Annotated in this window: 16 protein-coding genes and 1 pseudogene; 14 read left to right on the top strand and 3 right to left on the bottom strand. The window is 58.2% G+C overall.

Features of this window, described 5'->3' with window-relative positions; genetic code table 11:
- Window positions 1-97: 97 nt before the first annotated feature.
- From ppk2 to Q0X21_RS08495, 3 genes are all read left to right on the top strand, one after another.
- Window positions 98-991: a polyphosphate kinase 2 gene (gene ppk2, locus Q0X21_RS08505; RefSeq protein WP_297851472.1), complete on the top strand. Its 894-nt coding sequence runs from the start codon at window positions 98-100 to the stop codon at window positions 989-991.
- A 129-nt stretch (window positions 992-1,120) separates the two neighbouring features.
- Complete coding sequence (locus tag Q0X21_RS08500) at window positions 1,121-1,726, top strand: enoyl-CoA hydratase-related protein (protein ID WP_297851471.1); 606 nt, start codon at window positions 1,121-1,123, stop codon at window positions 1,724-1,726.
- 371 nt (window positions 1,727-2,097) lie between these two features.
- Window positions 2,098-3,012, top strand: coding sequence for a hypothetical protein (locus Q0X21_RS08495; protein ID WP_297851470.1), 915 nt, complete (start codon window positions 2,098-2,100; stop codon window positions 3,010-3,012).
- A gap of 213 nt (window positions 3,013-3,225) precedes the next feature.
- Here Q0X21_RS08495 and Q0X21_RS08490 read toward each other — a convergent pair.
- Both Q0X21_RS08490 and Q0X21_RS08485 read right to left on the bottom strand, forming a co-directional pair.
- A pseudogene (locus Q0X21_RS08490) lies at window positions 3,226-3,654 on the bottom strand (MarR family winged helix-turn-helix transcriptional regulator); the annotation flags it as partial.
- A 99-nt stretch (window positions 3,655-3,753) separates the two neighbouring features.
- Window positions 3,754-4,047: a rhodanese-like domain-containing protein gene (locus tag Q0X21_RS08485; RefSeq protein WP_269966307.1), complete on the bottom strand. Its 294-nt coding sequence runs from the start codon at window positions 4,045-4,047 to the stop codon at window positions 3,754-3,756.
- Window positions 4,048-4,079: 32 nt separating this feature from the next.
- Between Q0X21_RS08485 and Q0X21_RS08480 the strand changes: the two genes are divergently transcribed.
- The 8 genes from Q0X21_RS08480 to Q0X21_RS08445 all read left to right on the top strand — a co-directional run bounded on the left by Q0X21_RS08480 (window position 4,080) and on the right by Q0X21_RS08445 (window position 14,676).
- Complete coding sequence (locus tag Q0X21_RS08480; RefSeq protein WP_297851469.1) at window positions 4,080-4,883, top strand: hypothetical protein; 804 nt, start codon at window positions 4,080-4,082, stop codon at window positions 4,881-4,883.
- Entirely contained in the window at window positions 4,834-5,103 is a 270-nt protein-coding gene (locus Q0X21_RS08475) for a hypothetical protein (RefSeq protein ID WP_297851473.1), read from the top strand. Before Q0X21_RS08480 ends, Q0X21_RS08475 begins: the two co-directional genes overlap by 50 nt.
- The gene (locus Q0X21_RS08470) at window positions 5,100-6,149 is read left to right on the top strand and encodes an LLM class flavin-dependent oxidoreductase (protein ID WP_297851468.1); all 1,050 of its coding nucleotides are present in this window, start codon (window positions 5,100-5,102) and stop codon (window positions 6,147-6,149) included. The genes Q0X21_RS08475 and Q0X21_RS08470 overlap by 4 nt, the downstream gene beginning before the upstream one ends.
- Before the next feature lie 673 nt (window positions 6,150-6,822).
- A complete protein-coding gene (locus tag Q0X21_RS08465) occupies window positions 6,823-8,343 on the top strand; it encodes a SpaH/EbpB family LPXTG-anchored major pilin (protein ID WP_297851467.1) in 1,521 nt (506 codons plus the stop codon).
- A 262-nt stretch (window positions 8,344-8,605) separates the two neighbouring features.
- Entirely contained in the window at window positions 8,606-9,493 is an 888-nt protein-coding gene (locus tag Q0X21_RS08460; protein WP_297851466.1) for a class C sortase, read from the top strand.
- Window positions 9,490-10,344, top strand: coding sequence for a pilin N-terminal domain-containing protein (locus tag Q0X21_RS08455; RefSeq protein WP_297851465.1), 855 nt, complete (start codon window positions 9,490-9,492; stop codon window positions 10,342-10,344). The genes Q0X21_RS08460 and Q0X21_RS08455 overlap by 4 nt, the downstream gene beginning before the upstream one ends.
- Before the next feature lie 28 nt (window positions 10,345-10,372).
- Complete coding sequence (locus tag Q0X21_RS08450) at window positions 10,373-13,645, top strand: SpaA isopeptide-forming pilin-related protein (protein WP_297851464.1); 3,273 nt, start codon at window positions 10,373-10,375, stop codon at window positions 13,643-13,645.
- 122 nt (window positions 13,646-13,767) lie between these two features.
- A complete protein-coding gene (locus Q0X21_RS08445; protein ID WP_297851463.1) occupies window positions 13,768-14,676 on the top strand; it encodes a class C sortase in 909 nt (302 codons plus the stop codon).
- A gap of 93 nt (window positions 14,677-14,769) precedes the next feature.
- Here the strand turns inward: Q0X21_RS08445 and Q0X21_RS08440 are convergent, their stop codons facing one another.
- Complete coding sequence (locus Q0X21_RS08440; RefSeq protein WP_297851462.1) at window positions 14,770-15,246, bottom strand: inorganic diphosphatase; 477 nt, start codon at window positions 15,244-15,246, stop codon at window positions 14,770-14,772.
- 353 nt (window positions 15,247-15,599) lie between these two features.
- Here Q0X21_RS08440 and Q0X21_RS08435 point away from each other — a divergent pair, with 353 nt between their 5' ends.
- The 3 genes from Q0X21_RS08435 to tilS form a co-directional block, all read left to right on the top strand.
- A complete protein-coding gene (locus tag Q0X21_RS08435) occupies window positions 15,600-16,331 on the top strand; it encodes a hypothetical protein (RefSeq protein ID WP_297851461.1) in 732 nt (243 codons plus the stop codon).
- 192 nt (window positions 16,332-16,523) lie between these two features.
- Window positions 16,524-17,780 carry a D-alanyl-D-alanine carboxypeptidase/D-alanyl-D-alanine-endopeptidase gene (gene dacB, locus Q0X21_RS08430; protein ID WP_297851460.1) on the top strand — a complete coding sequence of 419 codons (1,257 nt, stop codon included), beginning with the start codon at window positions 16,524-16,526 and terminating at the stop codon, window positions 17,778-17,780.
- Between the two features lie 6 nt (window positions 17,781-17,786).
- Window positions 17,787-18,482: tRNA lysidine(34) synthetase TilS (gene tilS / locus Q0X21_RS08425; RefSeq protein ID WP_297851459.1), on the top strand; the 696-nt coding region annotated here is incomplete at its 3' end.

Genomic DNA, 18,482 nt, shown 5'->3' with positions numbered 1-18,482 from the left:
CACAATCGTGGGGTAGGCGGGGGAAGGGGGTGGGGCAGGTGTGGCGTCGATAAGCGTGGTTCGAGCGGTGGTGGCTGTGCCCCGCTAAAATAGAGGTATGGCGAACGATGATGACATGCCCTTGATCGACCTGACGCAGACCGAAGGCTATTACGTCGACGACTCTGATGAAGATGACCCGGTGCTGCTGCAGGCAGATGGCACCCCGATTCAGACGTGGCGTGAGAACTACCCGTACGACGAGCGCATGACGCGCGATGAGTACGAGAAAGTCAAGCGTGCACTGCAGATTGAGCTGCTGAAGTGGCAGAACTGGACCAAGGATACTGGTCAACGCCACATCATCATCTTCGAAGGCCGTGACGCTGCTGGTAAGGGCGGCACGATCAAGCGCTTCAACGAGCACCTCAACCCGCGTGGCGCGCGCACCGTTGCGCTGGAGAAGCCGTCCCCGCGTGAGTCCACCTCTTGGTACTTCCAGCGCTACATTGAGCACTTCCCGGCCGGCGGCGAGATCGTCTTCTTCGACCGCTCTTGGTACAACCGCTCGGGTGTTGAGCGCGTGATGGGCTTCTGTACCGAATCGCAGCACGCAGAGTTCCTGCGTGAGGTGCCGATGCTTGAGAACATGATCCTCGGTTCGGGCATCTCCCTGACCAAGTTCTGGTTCTCCGTGACGCGGAAGGAGCAGCGCACGCGCTTTGCTATCCGTCAGGTTGACCCGGTGCGTCAGTGGAAGCTGTCCCCGATGGACCTTGCCTCCCTGGATAAGTGGGATGACTATACCCGTGCGAAGGAAGAGCAGTTCCGTTACACCGATACGGATGAGTCCCCGTGGGTCACCATCAAGTCCAACGACAAGAAGCGTGCGCGCATCAATGCGATGCGCTACATCCTGTCCAAGTTCGAATACACGAATAAGGACCATGATGTGGTTGGGGAGCCGGATCCGTTGATCGTCAAGCGCGGTCGCGATCAGATCGGCGACTAGGGTTTTGCTAGCCGGGCCTGTTTATGGGCCCGGCTTTCTTTATGTCTAGCTTTTTAGTTTGCGCGACTGCCATGAAATTGCCATCTGTTTTCCGTTGTGCGCGCGCTGGGGCCGGAATAGTGTCGAGGTGTGTTGATCACCGTCACCCACCCCGCAGAAAACATCGCCGCGCTGACCATTGATCGCGATGAAAAGCGCAATGCGCTCAGTGAAGAACTCCTGGTCGAGCTGGGGGAGAAGCTCGAGCAAGAGCTGTCTAGCGCCGCGACAGTTGTCCTTACTGGTGCTGGCTCTGCGTTTTCTGCCGGTGCGGATCTTTCAGCCGGTGATCCATCCGGGATTTACCCCGCGCTGAAGCGGGTAGTGGAGCTGATCCGAGGCGCCGATAAGGCTGTGGTGGCCTATGTGAATGGTCCGGCTATCGGTGCGGGGGCAATGCTGGCCGGTGCGTGTGACATCAGGGTGATTGCGCCGCAGGCGCGGTTTGCTATCCCGGTGGCCAAGATGGGTGTTCCGGTTCCGCCGGAGTTGGCGCATGAATTGGCAAGGCTTGTCGGGGGCGCTCGTGCACGCACCATGCTGATGACTGGCATGCCGATGAATTCGGCCACGGCAGTTGACTGTGGTTTCGCCGCACTCAAGGGCGCATTCGATGATGCGGTTGAGGCGGCCAAGGTCTGCGCGGCTGGATCGCCGGAGACGATTGCGTCGATAAAAAAGGCGTTTTTTCAGTAGTCGCTCGGAATGTCCGTAGGTGGGCTCACTGAAGCGGGCAAAAAATCGGCCATTTTTTGAATGCTGTACACGGGCTAAGTGTTTTTCCAGCTCACAGGGCATGTTCGAGAAGCGTGCCGCTTTACCGATGTTGAACTGGTGCGTTTCGAGCTCCATTCGAACATCATGATGTTGAACACGCATTTTCCCAGCTTGATCCACATTTAAATGGCACGGATGTTGCCTGAGTTGTTGTTGTGAATAATGTGACTGTGGCCTAGAGTGGTGCTAACCCTGAAGTACGGGTCGAGACTTACCGCTTGGCTGCTGGTCTGTCACCTTGCTTTGGGATCCACTTCCTTTTCCTAACTTCCCCAAGGAGAGTTTGATCTATGAAGCGCTTCAACAAGACCGCGATCGCCATCGCGCTGTCTGGTGCACTGGCACTGGGTGTTGCTCCGGCTGCTGATGCCCAGGACACTGGTGCCCCGGCTGCAGAGGTCACCTACAACGGCTCGCAGTGGTACCTGCACAACAGTGGCAAGGTTTACGTCAACGACCCGGCCCTGGTGTTCGCCTCGACCAATCAGCTTGGCGAAGACAAGGCTGTCTCTGTCGAGACAGTCAAGGCTGGTGAGACTGGCGAGCAGCCGCAGGTTCTGGGTGAGCTGCCGGCGACCATCGAGATCGACGGCAAGACCTTCTACCTGCACGAGAATAAGCAGCTTTACGTCACCGACTCCAGCAAGTGGAACACCCCGGTTGATGAGATCCCGGCTGATCAGAAGCTCGATGCTTCCACCCTGGGCCTCGAGGCTCTGGCTGGCGAAGACGAGGGCAAGGGTGAAAACCTGGCCCCGAACCCGGACGGCGAGAACCCGAAGCCGAACCCGGACAAGGACCCGGAGACCGGTTCCAGCCTGACCAACGGTCAGATCGCTGGCATTGTCGCTGGTGCACTGGCAGGCACCCTGATCATCGGTGGCATCGTGTACAAGCTGGTCAAGGACAAGCAGGGCAACCTGGTCTACGTCCCGGAAGACAAGGCTGGTCAGGAGCCGACCGCTGCTGACAAGGCTGCTTCCGACAAGCTGATCTCTGAGAATGCTGATGAGATCAAGCGTCAGACCGCGTCCGCTGAGAAGATGGGCGAAGAGGTTGTTCAGGTCGACGGTGCTGATGCTGCTGATCGTGGTGTCAATGCTGAGACCGGTAACAATGTTCTGGCTAAGGGCCTGATCGGTCTGCTGCTCGCTTCCATCATGGGTGCGGCCATCTTCGCTTACGGGCGTCGTCAGCTGGTCTAAGAACTAGCCCCAACTGAAAGATCCCACTGACAGCATCGTGCTTGTCAGTGGGATTTTCTGTGTCTGAAGAGAAACGCCTACCTACTTGGATTTCGATTTCGATTTGGAGCCGGATTTTGCCCCGGACTTGGAATCGGCCTTTTCGGCAGCTTCGGTAGGGGCATCCGATTTAGCCTCAGTGCTGGTGTCGGTGCCGGTCTCATCCTCTGCCGGGGCCATCACAGCCTGAGACAGCTTGCGCAGGTGCTTCAGTTGCTTCGTGGTGGTGGCATCGAGGGCGCGGTCTTCGGCCTGGGCGACGACGTCGGCAAGCTGGGCCTGCATTTTCGTGCCCTTCTTGGTGGGGCTGATGATTTGGCGGCGGCGATCGCGTGGATCGCGTTCGCGGGTGACCCACCCGTGGGCTTCGAGGGAATCGATGAGGCGGACCATGTCGGAAGCGTCGGTGGCCAGCAGTTCGGAGAGCTGAGTCTGGCTCGCGGCGTGTTCAAGGGTGCAGGTGAGCACCCAGAATTCGCGCATGGTGGTGCCGTGCTCGGCGAGTGCCTTTTCCACCTCATCTTTAGTGGCGCGACGAATGCGCTCGATCTGAAATGAGGGGGATTGGGTGAGCGCGATTGGGTGGTCTAAAGATTCTGCCATGCACACAATGTAACAGCCGTGGGCATGCCCCATCGTTGGTGGCTAAGAAACGTTGCTCACCTGGATCTTTGCCTGCCCAGAATAGGGGAGGCGAGAATTTTAAGACTCGGTAGGGAGTCCTGCCTTGACCCAATCTTGGGTGCCACCAAGCACATTGATCGCTTCGGTGCCGCGAACAGCCTCGAGGTACTGCGCGGCCTCGGCGGAACGTCCGCCGGCCTTGCAGATCACGTAAATTGGCTGGTCATAGTCGATCTTGTCGGCCAGGGCTGCGAAATTGGACAGGGGCAGGTTCACCGCACCTGCAGCGTGGACGTCGGCGAATTCGTCGGGCTCGCGGACGTCGATAAGCTGGGCATTTTCGGGTACTTCATTGACGTGTACTGACTGCATGGCGCCAGTCTAGATGAACTATTGTTTTTGCTATGGCTGGCGAGAACGCACGCGGGTACGTACCGCGCACCACCCCCGCGGTGCCGCGCCGTGCTTCCTCGCGCCCCGCGCCGTCCCGTCCCGCATCCCCGCCGCGTCGCTTCAAGCCGCAGCCGCCGTGGGTGTACAAAATGCGCCGCACAGTGGCCGTGCTGCTGATGATCGTGCTTGTCGTGGGGTTCATTCGCGCCTGCGTGCCCAGTGAGCACGACCGCGAAATGAAGGCGTGGAAAGAGCAGGCGAACCAGGCGATTGAGCAACCACTGGATGTCGGCGAGGGGGACATCGCGCCGTCGCGGCCAGTGGAAATGCGTATCCCGGGCCTCGATCTGACCGCGAAATTCGAAGATGGTGACTGCCGCTTCAAGGATGGCGCGATCGACCCGGACGCTCTCGGCGAGGCCTGCGCATTTACCGCGAAGGACAAGCCGTACGTCCTACCTGGCACCACGAGTGAGGACATCGTGGTCATCGCCGGACACGCGGCCGCAGGTGTGCCCGCCGTCTTTGACAAGCTTTACGACGTCAAAAACCAACGCCACACCGTCAAAACCGGCGACACCATGTACCTGAAAACGGCGGAATCTGGCGATCGTTGGTTGAAATACCAGGCCACCGACCTGCATGAACCGGAGAAGGAGGGGCTGTCCCAGTCCGCTGAGATCTGGGGCAATGTGCCCATGCCCGGTCGCCTGCTAACCATCTCCTGTATCCAGCCGGCCAACCCCTTTGAAGATGCCGTGCGTAATGCCGTCATCGGGTGGCAGCTACAGGGGGTTGTGGATCAGCCGGAGTAGGGGGCTCGGGGTTTCGGCCGGGAATGCTTTCGCTGTCGCTGGGGACAATGCCGATGACGTAGCGCAGGTGGGCGCACTCGTGCGTGACTTCGGATTTGAGCCCCTGCCGCTGGATTCTCTCGCTGCCGGATTCGCCCTTCAGCCTGGGTACCCCGCATTCGGCGCGAATGTCGACGTGCACACTTTAGAAACACTGATCAACGAAAAGGAACCGGCATGACCACGCTCAACCCCGCAGACATCGAGTTCGGCCTCGACACATTCGGCGACATCCCCCGCGAAGCAGACGGCACGCTATTCACACACGCTCACGCTATCCGCGCGACACTCGAAGAAGCCAAGCTTGCCGACGCCACCGGTGTAGACACCTTCACCGTCGGCGAGCACCACCGCCCGGACTATGCCATTTCCTCCCCACCGACCATGCTGGCTGCAATCGCTGCAGCGACTGAGCGCCTCAAACTGGCTTCAGGCGTGACGGTCCTATCCTCTGGCGATCCCGTCCGCGTCTTTCAGCAGTTCGCCACCCTCGATGCGCTGTCGAATGGTCGTGCCGAGGTGATTCTTGGCCGCGGTTCCTTCACTGAATCCTTCCCACTTTTTGGCTACAATCTGGAGGATTACAACCGTCTGTTTGAGGAGAAGCTGAACCTCTGGGCGGAGATCGTCAAAGAAGAACCCGTCACCTGGTCTGGCCAGACTCGCCCCGCACTTGAGAACGCCGATATCTACCCCAAGACCGAAAACGGCCTGACCACCTGGGTGGGTGTTGGTGGCTCGCCGGAGTCTGTGGTGCGCACTGCCCGCTACGGCTTCCGTCTCATGTTGGCGATCATCGGTGGCGCCCCCGTACGGTTCAAGCCCTACATTGACCTGTACAAGCAGGCCGCCGAGCAATTTGGCAACCCTACCTACCCAGTGGGCGTGCACTCGCCAGGCTTCGTCGCCGACACCGATGAGGAAGCCAAGGAAATCATCTTCGAGGAATACGCCGCCTCCCAGCACCGCATCGGCATCACCCGTGGCTGGCCACCACTTACCCGCGAACGATTCGAAGCAGAAATCAACCACGGCGCACTCACCGTCGGCTCGCCCGAAACCGTAGCGAAGAAGATCGCCAACACTGTTCGCGCCCTCGACCTCGGCCGATACGACATGGTGTACTCCACCGTCGGCCAGATCCCCCACGCCGACCGCATGCGCTCAGTTGAGCTGTACGGGACCAAGGTCGTGCCGATGGTCCGGGACATGCTCGACGAGAGCTAGCCGGTAAACAACAAAAGCACCGTCCCTTTGGCCGCGAAAAGCGGTTGGGGGGACGGTGCTTTTTGTTACTGATAAGGGAAAGGTGCTTAGCCTTTCTAGTTCTCCAGGGGTCCTTGGGGACAGCATGTCGCTGAGCTGACTGGGGTTTGTTGAGGTTGTTGCGCATGAAGAAGTGGCCGGATTCTTTTTCTCCGCAAGAAACTGGTGGAACGAAAGTCTGTGAAGGTCACGGAAAATCGTCATGTTTAAGACGATTGTTACGTCAAGATTCAAGAAATCGTCAGAGTGGAGAGACTTCTCGGCCTGGTGATAAATATCACATATAAGGAAATAACTATCAGACTAATCTTAGTGCAATCTTATGTATGGAGGTGGCGGTCGCTTTTTTCCAGCCGGGGTGTCGTTTTGTATCCATAAGGGGCTGTGTGTTGGGGGATTTGGGGGAACAGTTATTGAGTCTTCACTATTCATACAGCTTGCTGTGACCTTATAATCAAGCTATCCGCCAAGAGCTTTTTGGTTGAGTTTCCTTGAGCAACTGGGCGGTGGCCAGGTTTTCCTGGTTTATGCCGAGTACCGTGACTAGCGGTTGGAGCTGGGGACGGTTCGCGGTTACATTTTCTATCCCAAAACTAGGCAATAATTTGCCTGGCCTAATATGAAGGGTTTCCACGTGAAGAATCACTCTATTGCAGTGCGCTCCGTGTCGATCGCCGCTGCCGCTGCTCTGTCCTTGGGGATCGCTCCGCTTGTTCCGGCTTACGCACAGGTCGGTGAGGTTCGTGAGGTCGACGGCGTCCGCGTTTCTGACTCCACCATCGATACTTCCGCTACCGGTACGCTGACCATCTACAAGCGTGCCAACCCGGATGCAACTCAGGATCCGACTGGTGAGGCTGTTAATCCGGTTCCGGGAGATGCGCTCCCTGGTGCTGGCTTCACCCTGTACAAGGTGACCAATGCTGACCTGAGCACTAACGAAGGCATCGCTGCTGCTTCTAACCTCACCGTCGCAACTGCACAGCAGGGCGAGGCTGTCGGTGCTGAGCAGATCACTGATGCAGAGGGTAAGGCGAACTGGGAGAATCTCCCGGTCGGTGTCTACATCCTCCGCGAGACCACTACTCCCGAGGGGTACTCCCCGGCTGCTGACTCTCTGGTCTTCGTTCCGATGACCCGTGCCAATGCTGAAGCGGGCGGTACCCAGTGGCTCTACGACATCACCGCGTACCCGAAGAATACCTCGAAGAAGACCCCAGAAAAGAAGGTCGAAGACTCCGGCAAGAACGTCGGCGATACCGTCAAGTACACGATCGATACGTGGGCACAGACGGTTCGTGACGGGCAGTTCCGCACCATCTACCGCATCGAGGATACTCTCGACCCGGCTCTCGACGCCGAGAACGCAACCGTGCAGGTCACCCCGAATTCCTTCGTTGAAGGTACCGACTACAACGTGACTAAGAACGGCCAGAACATCGTTGTCGAGTTCACGGACGCCGGTGTTGCCAAGATCGAAAATGGCCAGCAGATCTCTGCGACGATCGAGGCGAAGGTCAAGGAAGACATTCTCACCGACGGCGCTCTCAAGAACAAGGCGCGCCAGATCCAGAACAACCCGAACTCGAACCAGAAGACCGATGAAGTTCCGACCGACACTCCAGAGGTCAAGACCTACTTCGGCAAGATCGAGTTCAAGAAGGTCGACGGTGACCGTAAGGCCCTCGAGGGTGCGGAGTTCCAGGTCTACGGCACTAACGAAGACACCTGCTCCAACGCCGACGCGAATGAGGATGCACGCCAGAAGGCAAACGGCAAGGAGACCTGGGTTTCCGGCGCCGACGGCAAGGTGACCATCGAGGGCCTGCACGCGAACAACATCGCGAACATGGACAGCAATGGCAACACCACGCCGAACAAGTACACCAAGTACTGCCTCTTCGAGACCAAGTCCCCGAAGGGCTTCGAGCTGCTCGCTGAGCCGCTCGAGTTCACGCTGACTGCAAGCACCGAAAACGACACCGTCACTGCTTCCGAGATCAAGGTCGGCGAAAACGGTGGCGAGGTTGTCAACCTTAAGGACACCACTCCGAAGCTGCCGCTTACCGGTGGCATGGGTATTGGCCTGCTGGCTCTGCTCGGTGGCCTGATCATCGCTGCTGGTGCATTCGCTGCAAAGCGTCGTAGCGCCTAAGCGGTACACAACCCCACGCAACGACTCGTCGATCGGTGACCTAGGTGACTAGGTCCTCGGTCGGGGTCGGGGAGCACCGAAGGGTGCGGGTGGGGCGTCGATAAGCGAATAAAAGCTGTTGTTGCGCAGCGCGCGTCGACGCCTCGCGGCCTGGGCAACCGGGCCACATGCGGCGAGAAGGATCGGGGAGACCTCTCGCTGCAAACGCCGCCTAATACGGCGGTATCTCCCCCAAGTTTCAAAAAGATGACGGGTGGTGGCAATGACTCAGGCAGTCGATACGGCGATGCCGGACAAGGCGAATGACGCCAAGAAGAAGTCCGTGCTGCTGCCCGTTGTCATCATTCTTGTTGGTGTTCTTGTTCTCCTGTACCCGGTCGTGGCAACGCAGTGGAATAACGTGCGCCAGCAGTCGGTCGCCAACGACTACGCGCAACTTCAACAGAGTGAGCCGGAAGATCTGCTGCGCAAGCAGTTCGAATCCGCGCTGGTGTACAACCAGACCCACACAAAGGGCCCGATTCTGGACCCGTGGCTGACGCGTATCGGCACCGACAATCCTGAATACCAGCGGTACGCGCAGGAACTCGACGACTACCCGGTGATGGCACGCCTGATCGTGCCTTCGGGCAAGATCGACCTTCCCGTGTACCACGGCACCTCCGACGAGGTTCTGCACAAAGGCGTCGGACACCTCTTCGGCACCGACCTACCTGTCGGCGGCGAAGGCACGCATGCTGTGCTGACTGGACACACAGGACTGACGAGCGCGACGCTTTTCGACCACCTCGACGAGGTAAAAGAAGGCGACGCAATTTACGTCCAGGTTGCCGGCGAGAAGCTCAAGTACGAGGTGCACAGCACCGCCGTGGTTCTGCCCGACGAGACTGACAGCCTCAAAACTCAGCAGGGTAAAGACCTGCTCACGTTGATCACCTGTACCCCGTACGGAATCAACTCGCACCGCCTCTTGGTGCACGCACACCGGGTCCCGATGGACCCCGACGACAAGGCGTTTGAAGAAAGCGCGACTCAGATGCAGTGGTGGATGTGGGCCATCCTCCTTGCTGTTCTGATCATTCTCATCCTGCTGGCTTGGTGGCTTTTCCGCCGGGCACGCCAGCAAAAAGCTCTGGAGAAAGCGAAATGACCTCACGGATCCTAAACGCGACGCTGGCCGGTGCAGCTGTGCTCGGTCTTACCGCTGGGCCTATGCTCATGGCACCAGCGGCTAGTGCCGATTCGCGTCCCGTTGTGGGTGCGTGCCGCACCATCACGTCGACGTCGCTCATGCAGGACAGCGGTGAGCCGCTCAACCTGACGGTGAAGAAGACGCAGGGCAACAACTTCAACGACCTCAAAGAGGGGGAGCTCCCGCTCGGATCGATCGAGGGCATCGAGTTCAAGCTCTACACCGTCCGCGGGCTTGACCTGACCAGCGATGCGGGCCTCGCTGCAGCGCAGAAGCTCACCCTCGAGCAAGCGCGTAAGAACGGCATCGACTACGTCGCGGCCCAGCGCACCAACGCTGAAGGCGTGACGACGTTCACCGGTCTCAAGCCCGCCATGTACCTCGTCGAGGAAATCGCCCCCGCCGACACGTCGCACAACTATCGCACCTCGGACCCGTTCCTGGTACTCCTGCCGACCATCGACGCGGATTGCCAGACCCGCAACGGCGACACGGTCACCGTGGTGAAGTCACGCGTGGACCAGCCAACGCCACCCACGACCCCGACTCCGCCGACACCCCCTACCACGCCAGACACACCGGGCGAGCCTCCAGAAACGCCGCCCGAGTCTGTTCCACCAACAGAGAAGACGCCGGTTCCGCCTGGCGATAAGCCCGGCGAGCCGCCAGCTTCGACCCCGGATGGCGGATCAAACGGTCCTCTTGCCTCCACGGGTGCCAACGTCATCTGGGCGCTGGCCGTCGCCACTGCATTGATTGCTGGTGGTTTCCTGCTGGTCCGCAACCGTAAAGACGAAGAAACCGCATAACCGAGAAACGAATCCGAAGGTCACAATCATGTTGAACAACACAGATCGCCGCCCCACACAGGCCGCTGGTGCTGCTCAGTCCGGTGCCGTTTCCCCGCGTGCCGGTTTCTCCTATGTTGCCGCAGTCCTCCTCGCGCTGTGCGCCGCCATTGCGCTTGTCGCCGGCCTCGCTTTTTCGGCCGGCACCGCGCCGAAGGCGGAGGCACAGGCGTGCACCATCCAGAACCCGCAGCAATTCTCGGGGCAGGTGACCTACGCTTACGGCAGCGGAACAATCCCTCGCCACGACATTGGTTTGAGCTTCCCTTCCGCCGCGTATGTCAGCGAAGTCTCGGTGACATCCAAGGTCAAACTCGGCAATGAGTCGGATGGTAAGTGGGGGATCACGGTCGGTGGTCAAACGTTCACCAACGGAAGTGGTGTCACCGTTACCTACTCGGCGGGAAGCGCCGGCACAGTGACCTTTAAATTCGACCAACCGGTCAAGGTAGGAGCGAACAGCGATGGTGTCGCGCACGTCACCCTGTTCGGTCAACCAGGTAACAAGGCTAACTACACAATGACGTACAAGGGCAGTGTCAACGACCCTTGTGTCTCAGCTCCTACGACGCCTAATCCAACTTCGAAGCCTACGACCACCTCGACCCAGCCGTCGACCCCAGCTTCGCCTACCGCGACGACAACGGGTACGCAGCCGACCAGCGGAAACTCTACTCCTACCACCGAGCCTTCGACGCCTTCAGATCCTTTTGCAGGAACAGGTGAGATCCCGACCAATGTCCGCCCGGCTGGCCCCAACGAAGTTGGCATCCTGGTCAGTGCCGCGGCGTTTCGCAATGACACGACCCGTTACTCTTCTGGAATTAGGTTCCGCTTGTGGACGGCCGACGAAAGCGGAACTCTCTTCACCGCTTCGGATAAAGGTCCTCTGCAGCCGGTCAACCAGGATTGGGCGACGTGTGTGACAGGACCGGAGGGGCAGTGTGCCATCTACGTACCCAATACTTTTAAAGGGAAGTACGCCTTTGTAGTTCAAGAAAATGAGTATCCTGGCACCTTCCACATTGACCAGATCAACTGGGGTAAGTTCGGCAACTATAACAAACGTACGAACGCGTACCTGCCTGGATTTGTGAACCTGGCCAATGCTCGAACAGGATCAACGGACCCATATTGGGGCAAGATGTTCCCACTTTGGTCAGAACAAATTTCCACCTGGAAGGAGATTCGTTCTTTTGGTTCCAGCGTGCAGTCGCTGAATAACCCGCCAGCAGAAAAAGCACGAAAGTGTCAGCCTGACGGTGGCCCTCGCATTGCCCTTGTACTTGACACCACTACTTCCATTGATGATGCGGGCGGAACCAAGCGATACCGCGATGCGGTGTATGGCTCGGGCGGGCTTCTCGATAGCCTTGTCGGAACTGGTGCAAGCGTGGCGTTTTTCCCATTCGCTCAGCATGCAAAGAAGAACTTGACGTTTGCTAACCCGGTCTCGGTTGACACAAACCTGGCTCAAGCAAAAGATAATGCTCGACGAGCACTGTCGGACATCGGTGCGACCACTAACTGGCAAGCTGGTTTTGAAAACGTCATCAATTCTGGTCAGCAATACGATCAAATCATCTTCGTGACCGACGGCGACGCAAACCACTGGTACAACGGTGGGACGACCCTCGATTCGGTAAACATTGATGGCTCCGTCAGGGGCGTTGAGGCGGGTATCTATGCTGCGAACGAGCTGAAGGCGAAGGACATGCGCATCGTGAGTATCGGTGTGGCTTCCGCCGAAAACGCTGCACACTGGAACGGCTCGGGTCAGCTGAAAGCGGTTTCTGGCCCTGAGTACGGCGTTGACTACTTCGGTACCGACTGGGACCGTCTTGCCGCGACGTTGCGTGCTGCGGCAAGTGAGGTTACTTGCCAGATTGAATTCGAGGTCAACAAAGTCATCGTTGATGGTGACGGAAATAAGGTAGGCGACCAATCTGATGCTGCGGATTGGAAAATGAATCTTGAAATTTCTGATCTGATTAACCCACAGGATGATTTTGCTGGCGGAGATACGCAGAAAGACACGGTTGAGGTGGCTCCGTTCGGTTACTTGTCGGGTGATGATAACCAGATAATCACATCTGAAAAGGCAAGTACGTCTGGAAAAACCTACGGTGAACCTGCCCGCTTGCGGTGGACACTCACTCAGTACGCGGATCCGTCTAAAATCAACACATCTGCTGTCATTCGAGAAGATGTCAATAGTAAATCTGGGTTCGAATTCGTGGCAGGTCAGTCCACGTATGAAGTTCAAGATTCCCGCAGTGGCGCTATCAAGCGACGGGGAACTCTACAGTCTGCTGAACAGAGCTTCTCGAATCTCAAGCCCGGGGACAAAGTAGTGGTCACGATGGTCAACCGCATCATCCCTGAGATCACGTTGAAGAAGAATCTCCCGGAGGGAAGGAAAAACGAAGGTGACCAATTCCGACTCGAAATTGCGAAGGTGATTGGTAACCAGGGGTCTGTGTATTCCGAGGTGCCGATGGGCGAAGCAGTGACAGCGGGAAACCAAAATGGTGTTCAGTCACAATCAGCTGGTCCATACAAACTCGAACCGAATACCCGTTATCTGCTTCGAGAGAATGCCGTCAGCGGTGGGAATTTGAACGATTACGAAACCACACTGGCCTGCACCGGTGTTGATGCGCAACCAGTTCCTGAAGGGCGTCACTCTGGATCTGGTCGTGTATGGGAGATCTCAACGTCAGGCACGGTAGCGAAGAACATTGAGTGCATGTTCACTAACAAACCCGAATTAATGTCTTCCATTTCTTGGGAGAAACACGACAACGAAAGCAATGTTCTTGCGTGCTCCCAGTGGAAACTGACGAGGACGAAGAATGCTCAAGGTGCCATTGTTGAGGCAGAGGAATGGGCTGTCATCGATTCTGCCGAGCAAAACTGCGGTGAGAACAATACTGGGCTGCAGGAAAAAACCGACTCGGATAGTCGTGGTGGTTACTTCACCGTCGACAACCTTCCGTTAGGTACGTATGAGTTAGAAGAGGTTCAGGCGCCTGAAGGGTATGGGATCAACCAAGAGCGCTACAAAGCCACTCTTGAACTAACCGCCGCAAATGCAGCGGTTGGTGTGAAACCGTTGGCCCCCTTCGTGAACTATCCTGACATCACCACTCCGGGAACGTTGCCACGAACCGGCGGCTATGGTCTGGGACTTCCTGCAGGATTCGCTGGATTGCTGCTGCTCATCGGGGTCGGAATGCTTTACCGGAGGAGCGTGAACTAAAGCGAACCTCCGTGCTGATTTGATTTTCGAGACCGGCACGGAGGAGAGATGTAAAGGAACGCGCATTGGTTGAAACGTTTCGGTAGAACCGGCCCCACGAATGCTCATATGCTGAAACTAAAATGCTAAACACTCAAGTTGAATCCCAAAGCGAGCAGAAGAAGCGTCGCAGCCCTTTCCTCCCAGTCCTGCTGATCTTGATTGGGCTCGCGGTTCTGCTGTACCCGGTGGTGGCCACGCAGTGGAATAACTATCAGCAGACAAAGGTGGCTGAGGACTACCGGGAGATCATGGAGGACACCGCGGAAAAAGATCCGGACTCCATGGCGAAAGCTCTCGAGGCTGCGCGAGAGTACAACCGGGAAGGCCGGGGAGGGCCGATTCTGGATGCGTGGTCCTCACGCGACGCCGAGGGGAATGAAGAGTATCAGGCATATCTGGAGCAGTTGTCAGGTCTGCCGGCCATGGCTCAAATTGTCATTCCGTCGATCAAGGTTAACCTGCCTGTCATGCACGGCACCAGCGATGAGACGTTGAGCAAAGCCGTCGGCCATCTCTTCGGAACCTCGCTACCGGTTGGTGGGCCGGACACCCATGCGGTGATGACGGGACACACCGGTCTCACTAACGCGACGCTCTTCGATAACCTCACCGAAGTCAAAGAGGGTGATGCGATCTACCTCGCTGTCTTTGGGGAGAAGCTCAAATACGAAGTCCACGACATCGAAGTGGTTTTGCCGGAGGAGACGGACAGCCTCAAAGTGCAGGAGGGCAAAGACCTGCTGACGCTGATCACCTGCACGCCGTACGGTATTAACACTCACCGTCTGCTTGTACATGCTCATCGGGTGCCGATGGACCCCGACGACTCCGCATTTGATGACGCCGGGCCGCCGATCCAGTGGTGGATGTGGGCAATCCTCGCTGTCGCGGTGCTGGTGATTCTCTTCCTGATCTGGTGGCTGTGGCGCCAGAAAAAGAGGCGAAAAGAAGCGGAAACCGCTGCTTCTCTTACTTCGGACACGGAGTAAGGACGTTGGGCTGAGGGTATTTCATATAAAAACAACGCGCCCCTCGCGCACAGTGGAGGTGCAGGAGGGGCACGCTGTCTAAGCGAAAAGTGCTTAGCCCTTGTAGTTCTTCAGGGAGTCCTCGAGGATCTTCTCGGCCTCAGCCTTGTCGCCCCAGCCAGAACCGGAAACTTCTTTGTTCGGCTCGAGGTCCTTGTAATGGACGAAGAAGTGCTCGATCTCGTCCTTGAGAAAGTCGGAGACATCGGTGATGTCCTGGTAGGAGTCGTAGCGCACGTCGTCGAGGACGCAGAGCAGCTTGTCGTCGCCGCCAGCCTCATCGGTCATCTTGAATACGCCGATCGGACGAGCCTTGACGATGACGCCCGGGAAGACCGGCTCCGGGGTGATCACGAGTGCGTCCAACGGGTCACCATCGTCGGCGAGGGTGTGGTCGATGAAGCCGTAGTCGAGCGGGTATGCCATCGGGGTGAACAGGTAACGGTCCAGGTAGACCTTGCCGGTCTCGTGGTCAAGCTCGTACTTGTTGCGGGAACCCTTGGGGATTTCGATGGTGACTTCAGTAGCCATTGGGCGCTCCTTATCTATAGCGATTTTGTTACTGGGACCATCGTAGCTTGCAGCCTGGCCGGGGTGTGCGGGGTAGTGGGGTTGTGGTTTCGCAGTGTTTTTGGTTCTGCCGTTGCGGCGGGTTAGTCCCGTTTGAATTCCGGATCCCACTGGCAACACAGGCAACATTTCACCTGTGGTTTTAGATAGCAGTTTCAAACGCGACTAACCGAAGGCTGAGAGCGGTCGAGCGTTGAAGAGATGGAGGAAGCTCCTCCGATTGTCCCGGCGGGCATGGTTCGGATGCCTTCATAAGATGCTGAGTGCAAGAAGCTGAATGAGACAGAAATATGCGGGGGGGGGGAGTCGGGCACATGGAGGTTTTCAATGTTCCGGTTACGGAACGGGAGGCGGAGATAATTTTGACTTCGCTTCCTGATGCACGGAAGCGGACGTATCTCCGGATAGCGGAAGAACATGGCACTAGAGCTGTTCCGTTAGGTGTTATGGCTGCACGACTATATGTGTGGAATGGATACCTCTCCGCTGTAGTGGAGCGAACAACCGGTGAAATTGAAGTTCTTTTGAGGAATTTTATTGATCAACGATTTGGAGAATGGAACTGTCGCGCATCTAAGGAAGGGAAAAGGGAATGGTTACTGGCGCCAGAAGGAATTCTTGCAAATCTGGTTAGTCCCAAATCTTCAGGAAAGAAACCACTGCGGGAGTATGCAAACTTAGAAACAGTTAATGGGGTCCCGACCCATGATGATTATGTAGCTGGGCTGACTTTCGGGAACTGGGTTCATCTACTTCCGAAAGGGCACGCGGGCCCTAAGAACATACGAGTGCAGCTTTGGGAAGAAGCACTAGCGCCTAGTTTGTATAGGCCGAATCGGATCAGTTTTCAAAAGCACGCTATGCGGGCAAAGGACATGCGCAATCGCGCTAGTCATCGTCGGCCTTTGGTGAAGGAGCTTAAGGAGGTCGAGTTGACTCATCAGAGCTGCGTCGAAATAGCAGGGAAAATTAATCCGGAGATGGGTAGGTGGATTCGTGAAGAGAAATGGATTCCACGTGCGCTAGGGGAATGCCCGCTGAAATAAGAGACGGCCCCCACGAACGTGGGGCCGGAGCTCATTTGCCTTGCGGCTTGATGGTTATAACTATACGCCACCACTACTCATTCTCAATGTTGAAATGGTTTTGTTCTGGCCTTGCGGTTGATCTTGTGTGTCTCTTATATCTAGTGCGGTCCCATTCCAAGCGCGCTGCCCCCTGCACTACGCTTGACTGCGATGACTAAACGAGTGTGGCCGTGGGCCGTGGGCGCTGTGGCAGTGCTGGCTGTCGCAGGTGTAGCGGGTACTGGCGTGGTGGTACAGCAGGAGCTGGGCGATCTGAACCATGCGCCGGCGTATTCGATGGCGGAACCGGGGGAGTTGCCGGTGGAGCCGGCGTCGGCGGAGCCGATTGATGAGGCGAAGCTGCACGAAGCTTTGGCGGCACAGGCGGCGAATCCGGAGTTCGGGAAGCTGCACGTGCGCGTGAGTAACGGCACGACGGGTGCGACGGTGTTTGAGCAGGCGGCGGGTGATCCGCTGCAGCCGGCAAGTTCAACGAAGGTGCTCACCGCCGCGGCGGCGTTGTACACGCTTGAGCCGGATGCGACGATCACAACGGAGGTTGTGCGCTCAGGCGATGCGGTGACCATCAAGGCCGCAGGTGATGTGTGGCTTTCGCCGGAAGATATCGACGAGCTTGCCGAGCAGGTTGGCCAGGCTTCCGCGGTGTTTGTGGATACGTCGGTGTGGCCAGAGGACACGCAGATGCCAGGCTGGGACCCAGAGGATATTGATGGTGGCTTCGTCGCACCGATGGAGCCGGTCATGATTCATGGCGCTCGCCTGGGCGGGGAACCGCGGGGTGATGTGCCGCGCTCGCATACCCCGGCGCTTGATGTGGCGCAGGCGCTTGCGGATCGCGTGGGTGCGCAAAATGTCGATTTTGGTCGCGCGCCAGCCGACGGCGAAATCGCGGCCAAGGTGGAGTCGCCGCCGCTTGCCGAGCGCATGCGCGAGATGATGAAGGAATCGGACAATGTCATGGCTGAGGCGATCGGCCGTGAGGTCGCACGCAAACGCGGCGGCACATCCCCGCAGGCCACACTGGATGTGCTCACGGAGCATGGCTTCGAGATCACGGGCGTGACGTTGAAGGACAGCAGCGGGTTGTCGCGGTTTGATCTGATTCCGCCGCGGCTGCTCGACGACATTATGTTGCGCGCCACCTCCACCGACGAGCTGCGCGATTTGCTGCCCACGCTCGCGATCGCGGGTGGCGATGGCACGCTCGTCGATCGCTATGGCGACCTTCCGGGCAAGGCGTGGGTGCGCGCGAAGACGGGCACGCTCACGGGTACCTCCGCACTCGTCGGCACGGTGACGTCCGAGGTGGGCAACGTGTACACATTCGCCATGATCAGCAATGACAGCGATATTCTCACCGCGCGCAAGCTCATGGACGAGTTCACTTCCACGCTGTGCGAGTATTAAAAGCCGATGTCGCAAGCACCTTTCTGGCCGCGCCAGTCGCCGCATTTTCTCGCTTGTCGACGCCCCCTCCGCCCCCTGTCCACCCCCGCCCTCATCGGGCTCTCCGGCGGGCCAGACTCCCTGGCCCTGGTCGCTGCAGCTGCCGCAGAGGGCAAAAACGTTCGCGCCCTAGTGGTTGATCACGCCTTGCAGCCGGGGTCGGAGAATGTGGCCAAGCGTGCCGTGGCCCAGGCTGAAGCACTCGGCATTTCTGCTGAGGTAGTCCGCGTGACCGTGGATACCGCGCCGGGGGAGAGCCTTGAAGCTGCGGCGCGGACTGCTCGCTACGCGGCGCTTTCAGGCGCCGCCGCCCGCGCGGGCCGCGATATCTGGGTTGCACACACGCTCGAGGACCAGGCGGAAACCCTCCTGCTCGGTGCCCTGCGCGGCAACCCCGCCGGAATGGCACCGGTCTCGGTTCTCGATGCCGGCCCACGTCTGGTCAGGCCTTTTTTGGGTGTCCGCCGCGCCGACACCGTCGGCGCCTGCGAGGAGCTCGGCCTCGATGTCTGGCACGACCCGATGAATGACGATCCTGCCTACCGTCGCGTCGCCGTCCGCCACTCCGTCATTCCCGCTTTGGCCGACCTGATCGGTGGTGACGCCATTCCGGCTCTTGCCCGCACTGCGGAACGGATCGTGGCTGATCAAGAACTCGTTTCT

It is taken from the genome of uncultured Corynebacterium sp. (assembly GCF_947253065.1).
Lineage (GTDB): Bacteria > Actinomycetota > Actinomycetes > Mycobacteriales > Mycobacteriaceae > Corynebacterium.
This window is presented reverse-complemented; position numbering and strand designations above follow the sequence as displayed.

Excerpts from the sequence above, each read along its gene's own strand:
- Q0X21_RS08475 (WP_297851473.1), top strand. The coding sequence starts at position 4,834 with ATGCCGTCATCGGGTGGCAGCTACAGGGGGTTGTGGATCAGCCGGAGT.
- Q0X21_RS08455 (WP_297851465.1), top strand. The coding sequence starts at position 9,490 with ATGACCTCACGGATCCTAAACGCGACGCTGGCCGGTGCAGCTGTGCTC.
- Q0X21_RS08440 (WP_297851462.1), bottom strand. The coding sequence starts at position 15,246 with ATGGCTACTGAAGTCACCATCGAAATCCCCAAGGGTTCCCGCAACAAG.
- Q0X21_RS08495 (WP_297851470.1), top strand. The coding sequence starts at position 2,098 with ATGAAGCGCTTCAACAAGACCGCGATCGCCATCGCGCTGTCTGGTGCA.
- Q0X21_RS08480 (WP_297851469.1), top strand. The coding sequence starts at position 4,080 with ATGGCTGGCGAGAACGCACGCGGGTACGTACCGCGCACCACCCCCGCG.
- Q0X21_RS08445 (WP_297851463.1), top strand. The coding sequence starts at position 13,768 with ATGCTAAACACTCAAGTTGAATCCCAAAGCGAGCAGAAGAAGCGTCGC.
- Q0X21_RS08450 (WP_297851464.1), top strand. The coding sequence starts at position 10,373 with ATGTTGAACAACACAGATCGCCGCCCCACACAGGCCGCTGGTGCTGCT.
- Q0X21_RS08435 (WP_297851461.1), top strand. The coding sequence starts at position 15,600 with ATGGAGGTTTTCAATGTTCCGGTTACGGAACGGGAGGCGGAGATAATT.
- dacB (WP_297851460.1), top strand. The coding sequence starts at position 16,524 with ATGACTAAACGAGTGTGGCCGTGGGCCGTGGGCGCTGTGGCAGTGCTG.
- Q0X21_RS08460 (WP_297851466.1), top strand. The coding sequence starts at position 8,606 with ATGACTCAGGCAGTCGATACGGCGATGCCGGACAAGGCGAATGACGCC.
- ppk2 (WP_297851472.1), top strand. The coding sequence starts at position 98 with ATGGCGAACGATGATGACATGCCCTTGATCGACCTGACGCAGACCGAA.
- Q0X21_RS08485 (WP_269966307.1), bottom strand. The coding sequence starts at position 4,047 with ATGCAGTCAGTACACGTCAATGAAGTACCCGAAAATGCCCAGCTTATC.
- Q0X21_RS08470 (WP_297851468.1), top strand. The coding sequence starts at position 5,100 with ATGACCACGCTCAACCCCGCAGACATCGAGTTCGGCCTCGACACATTC.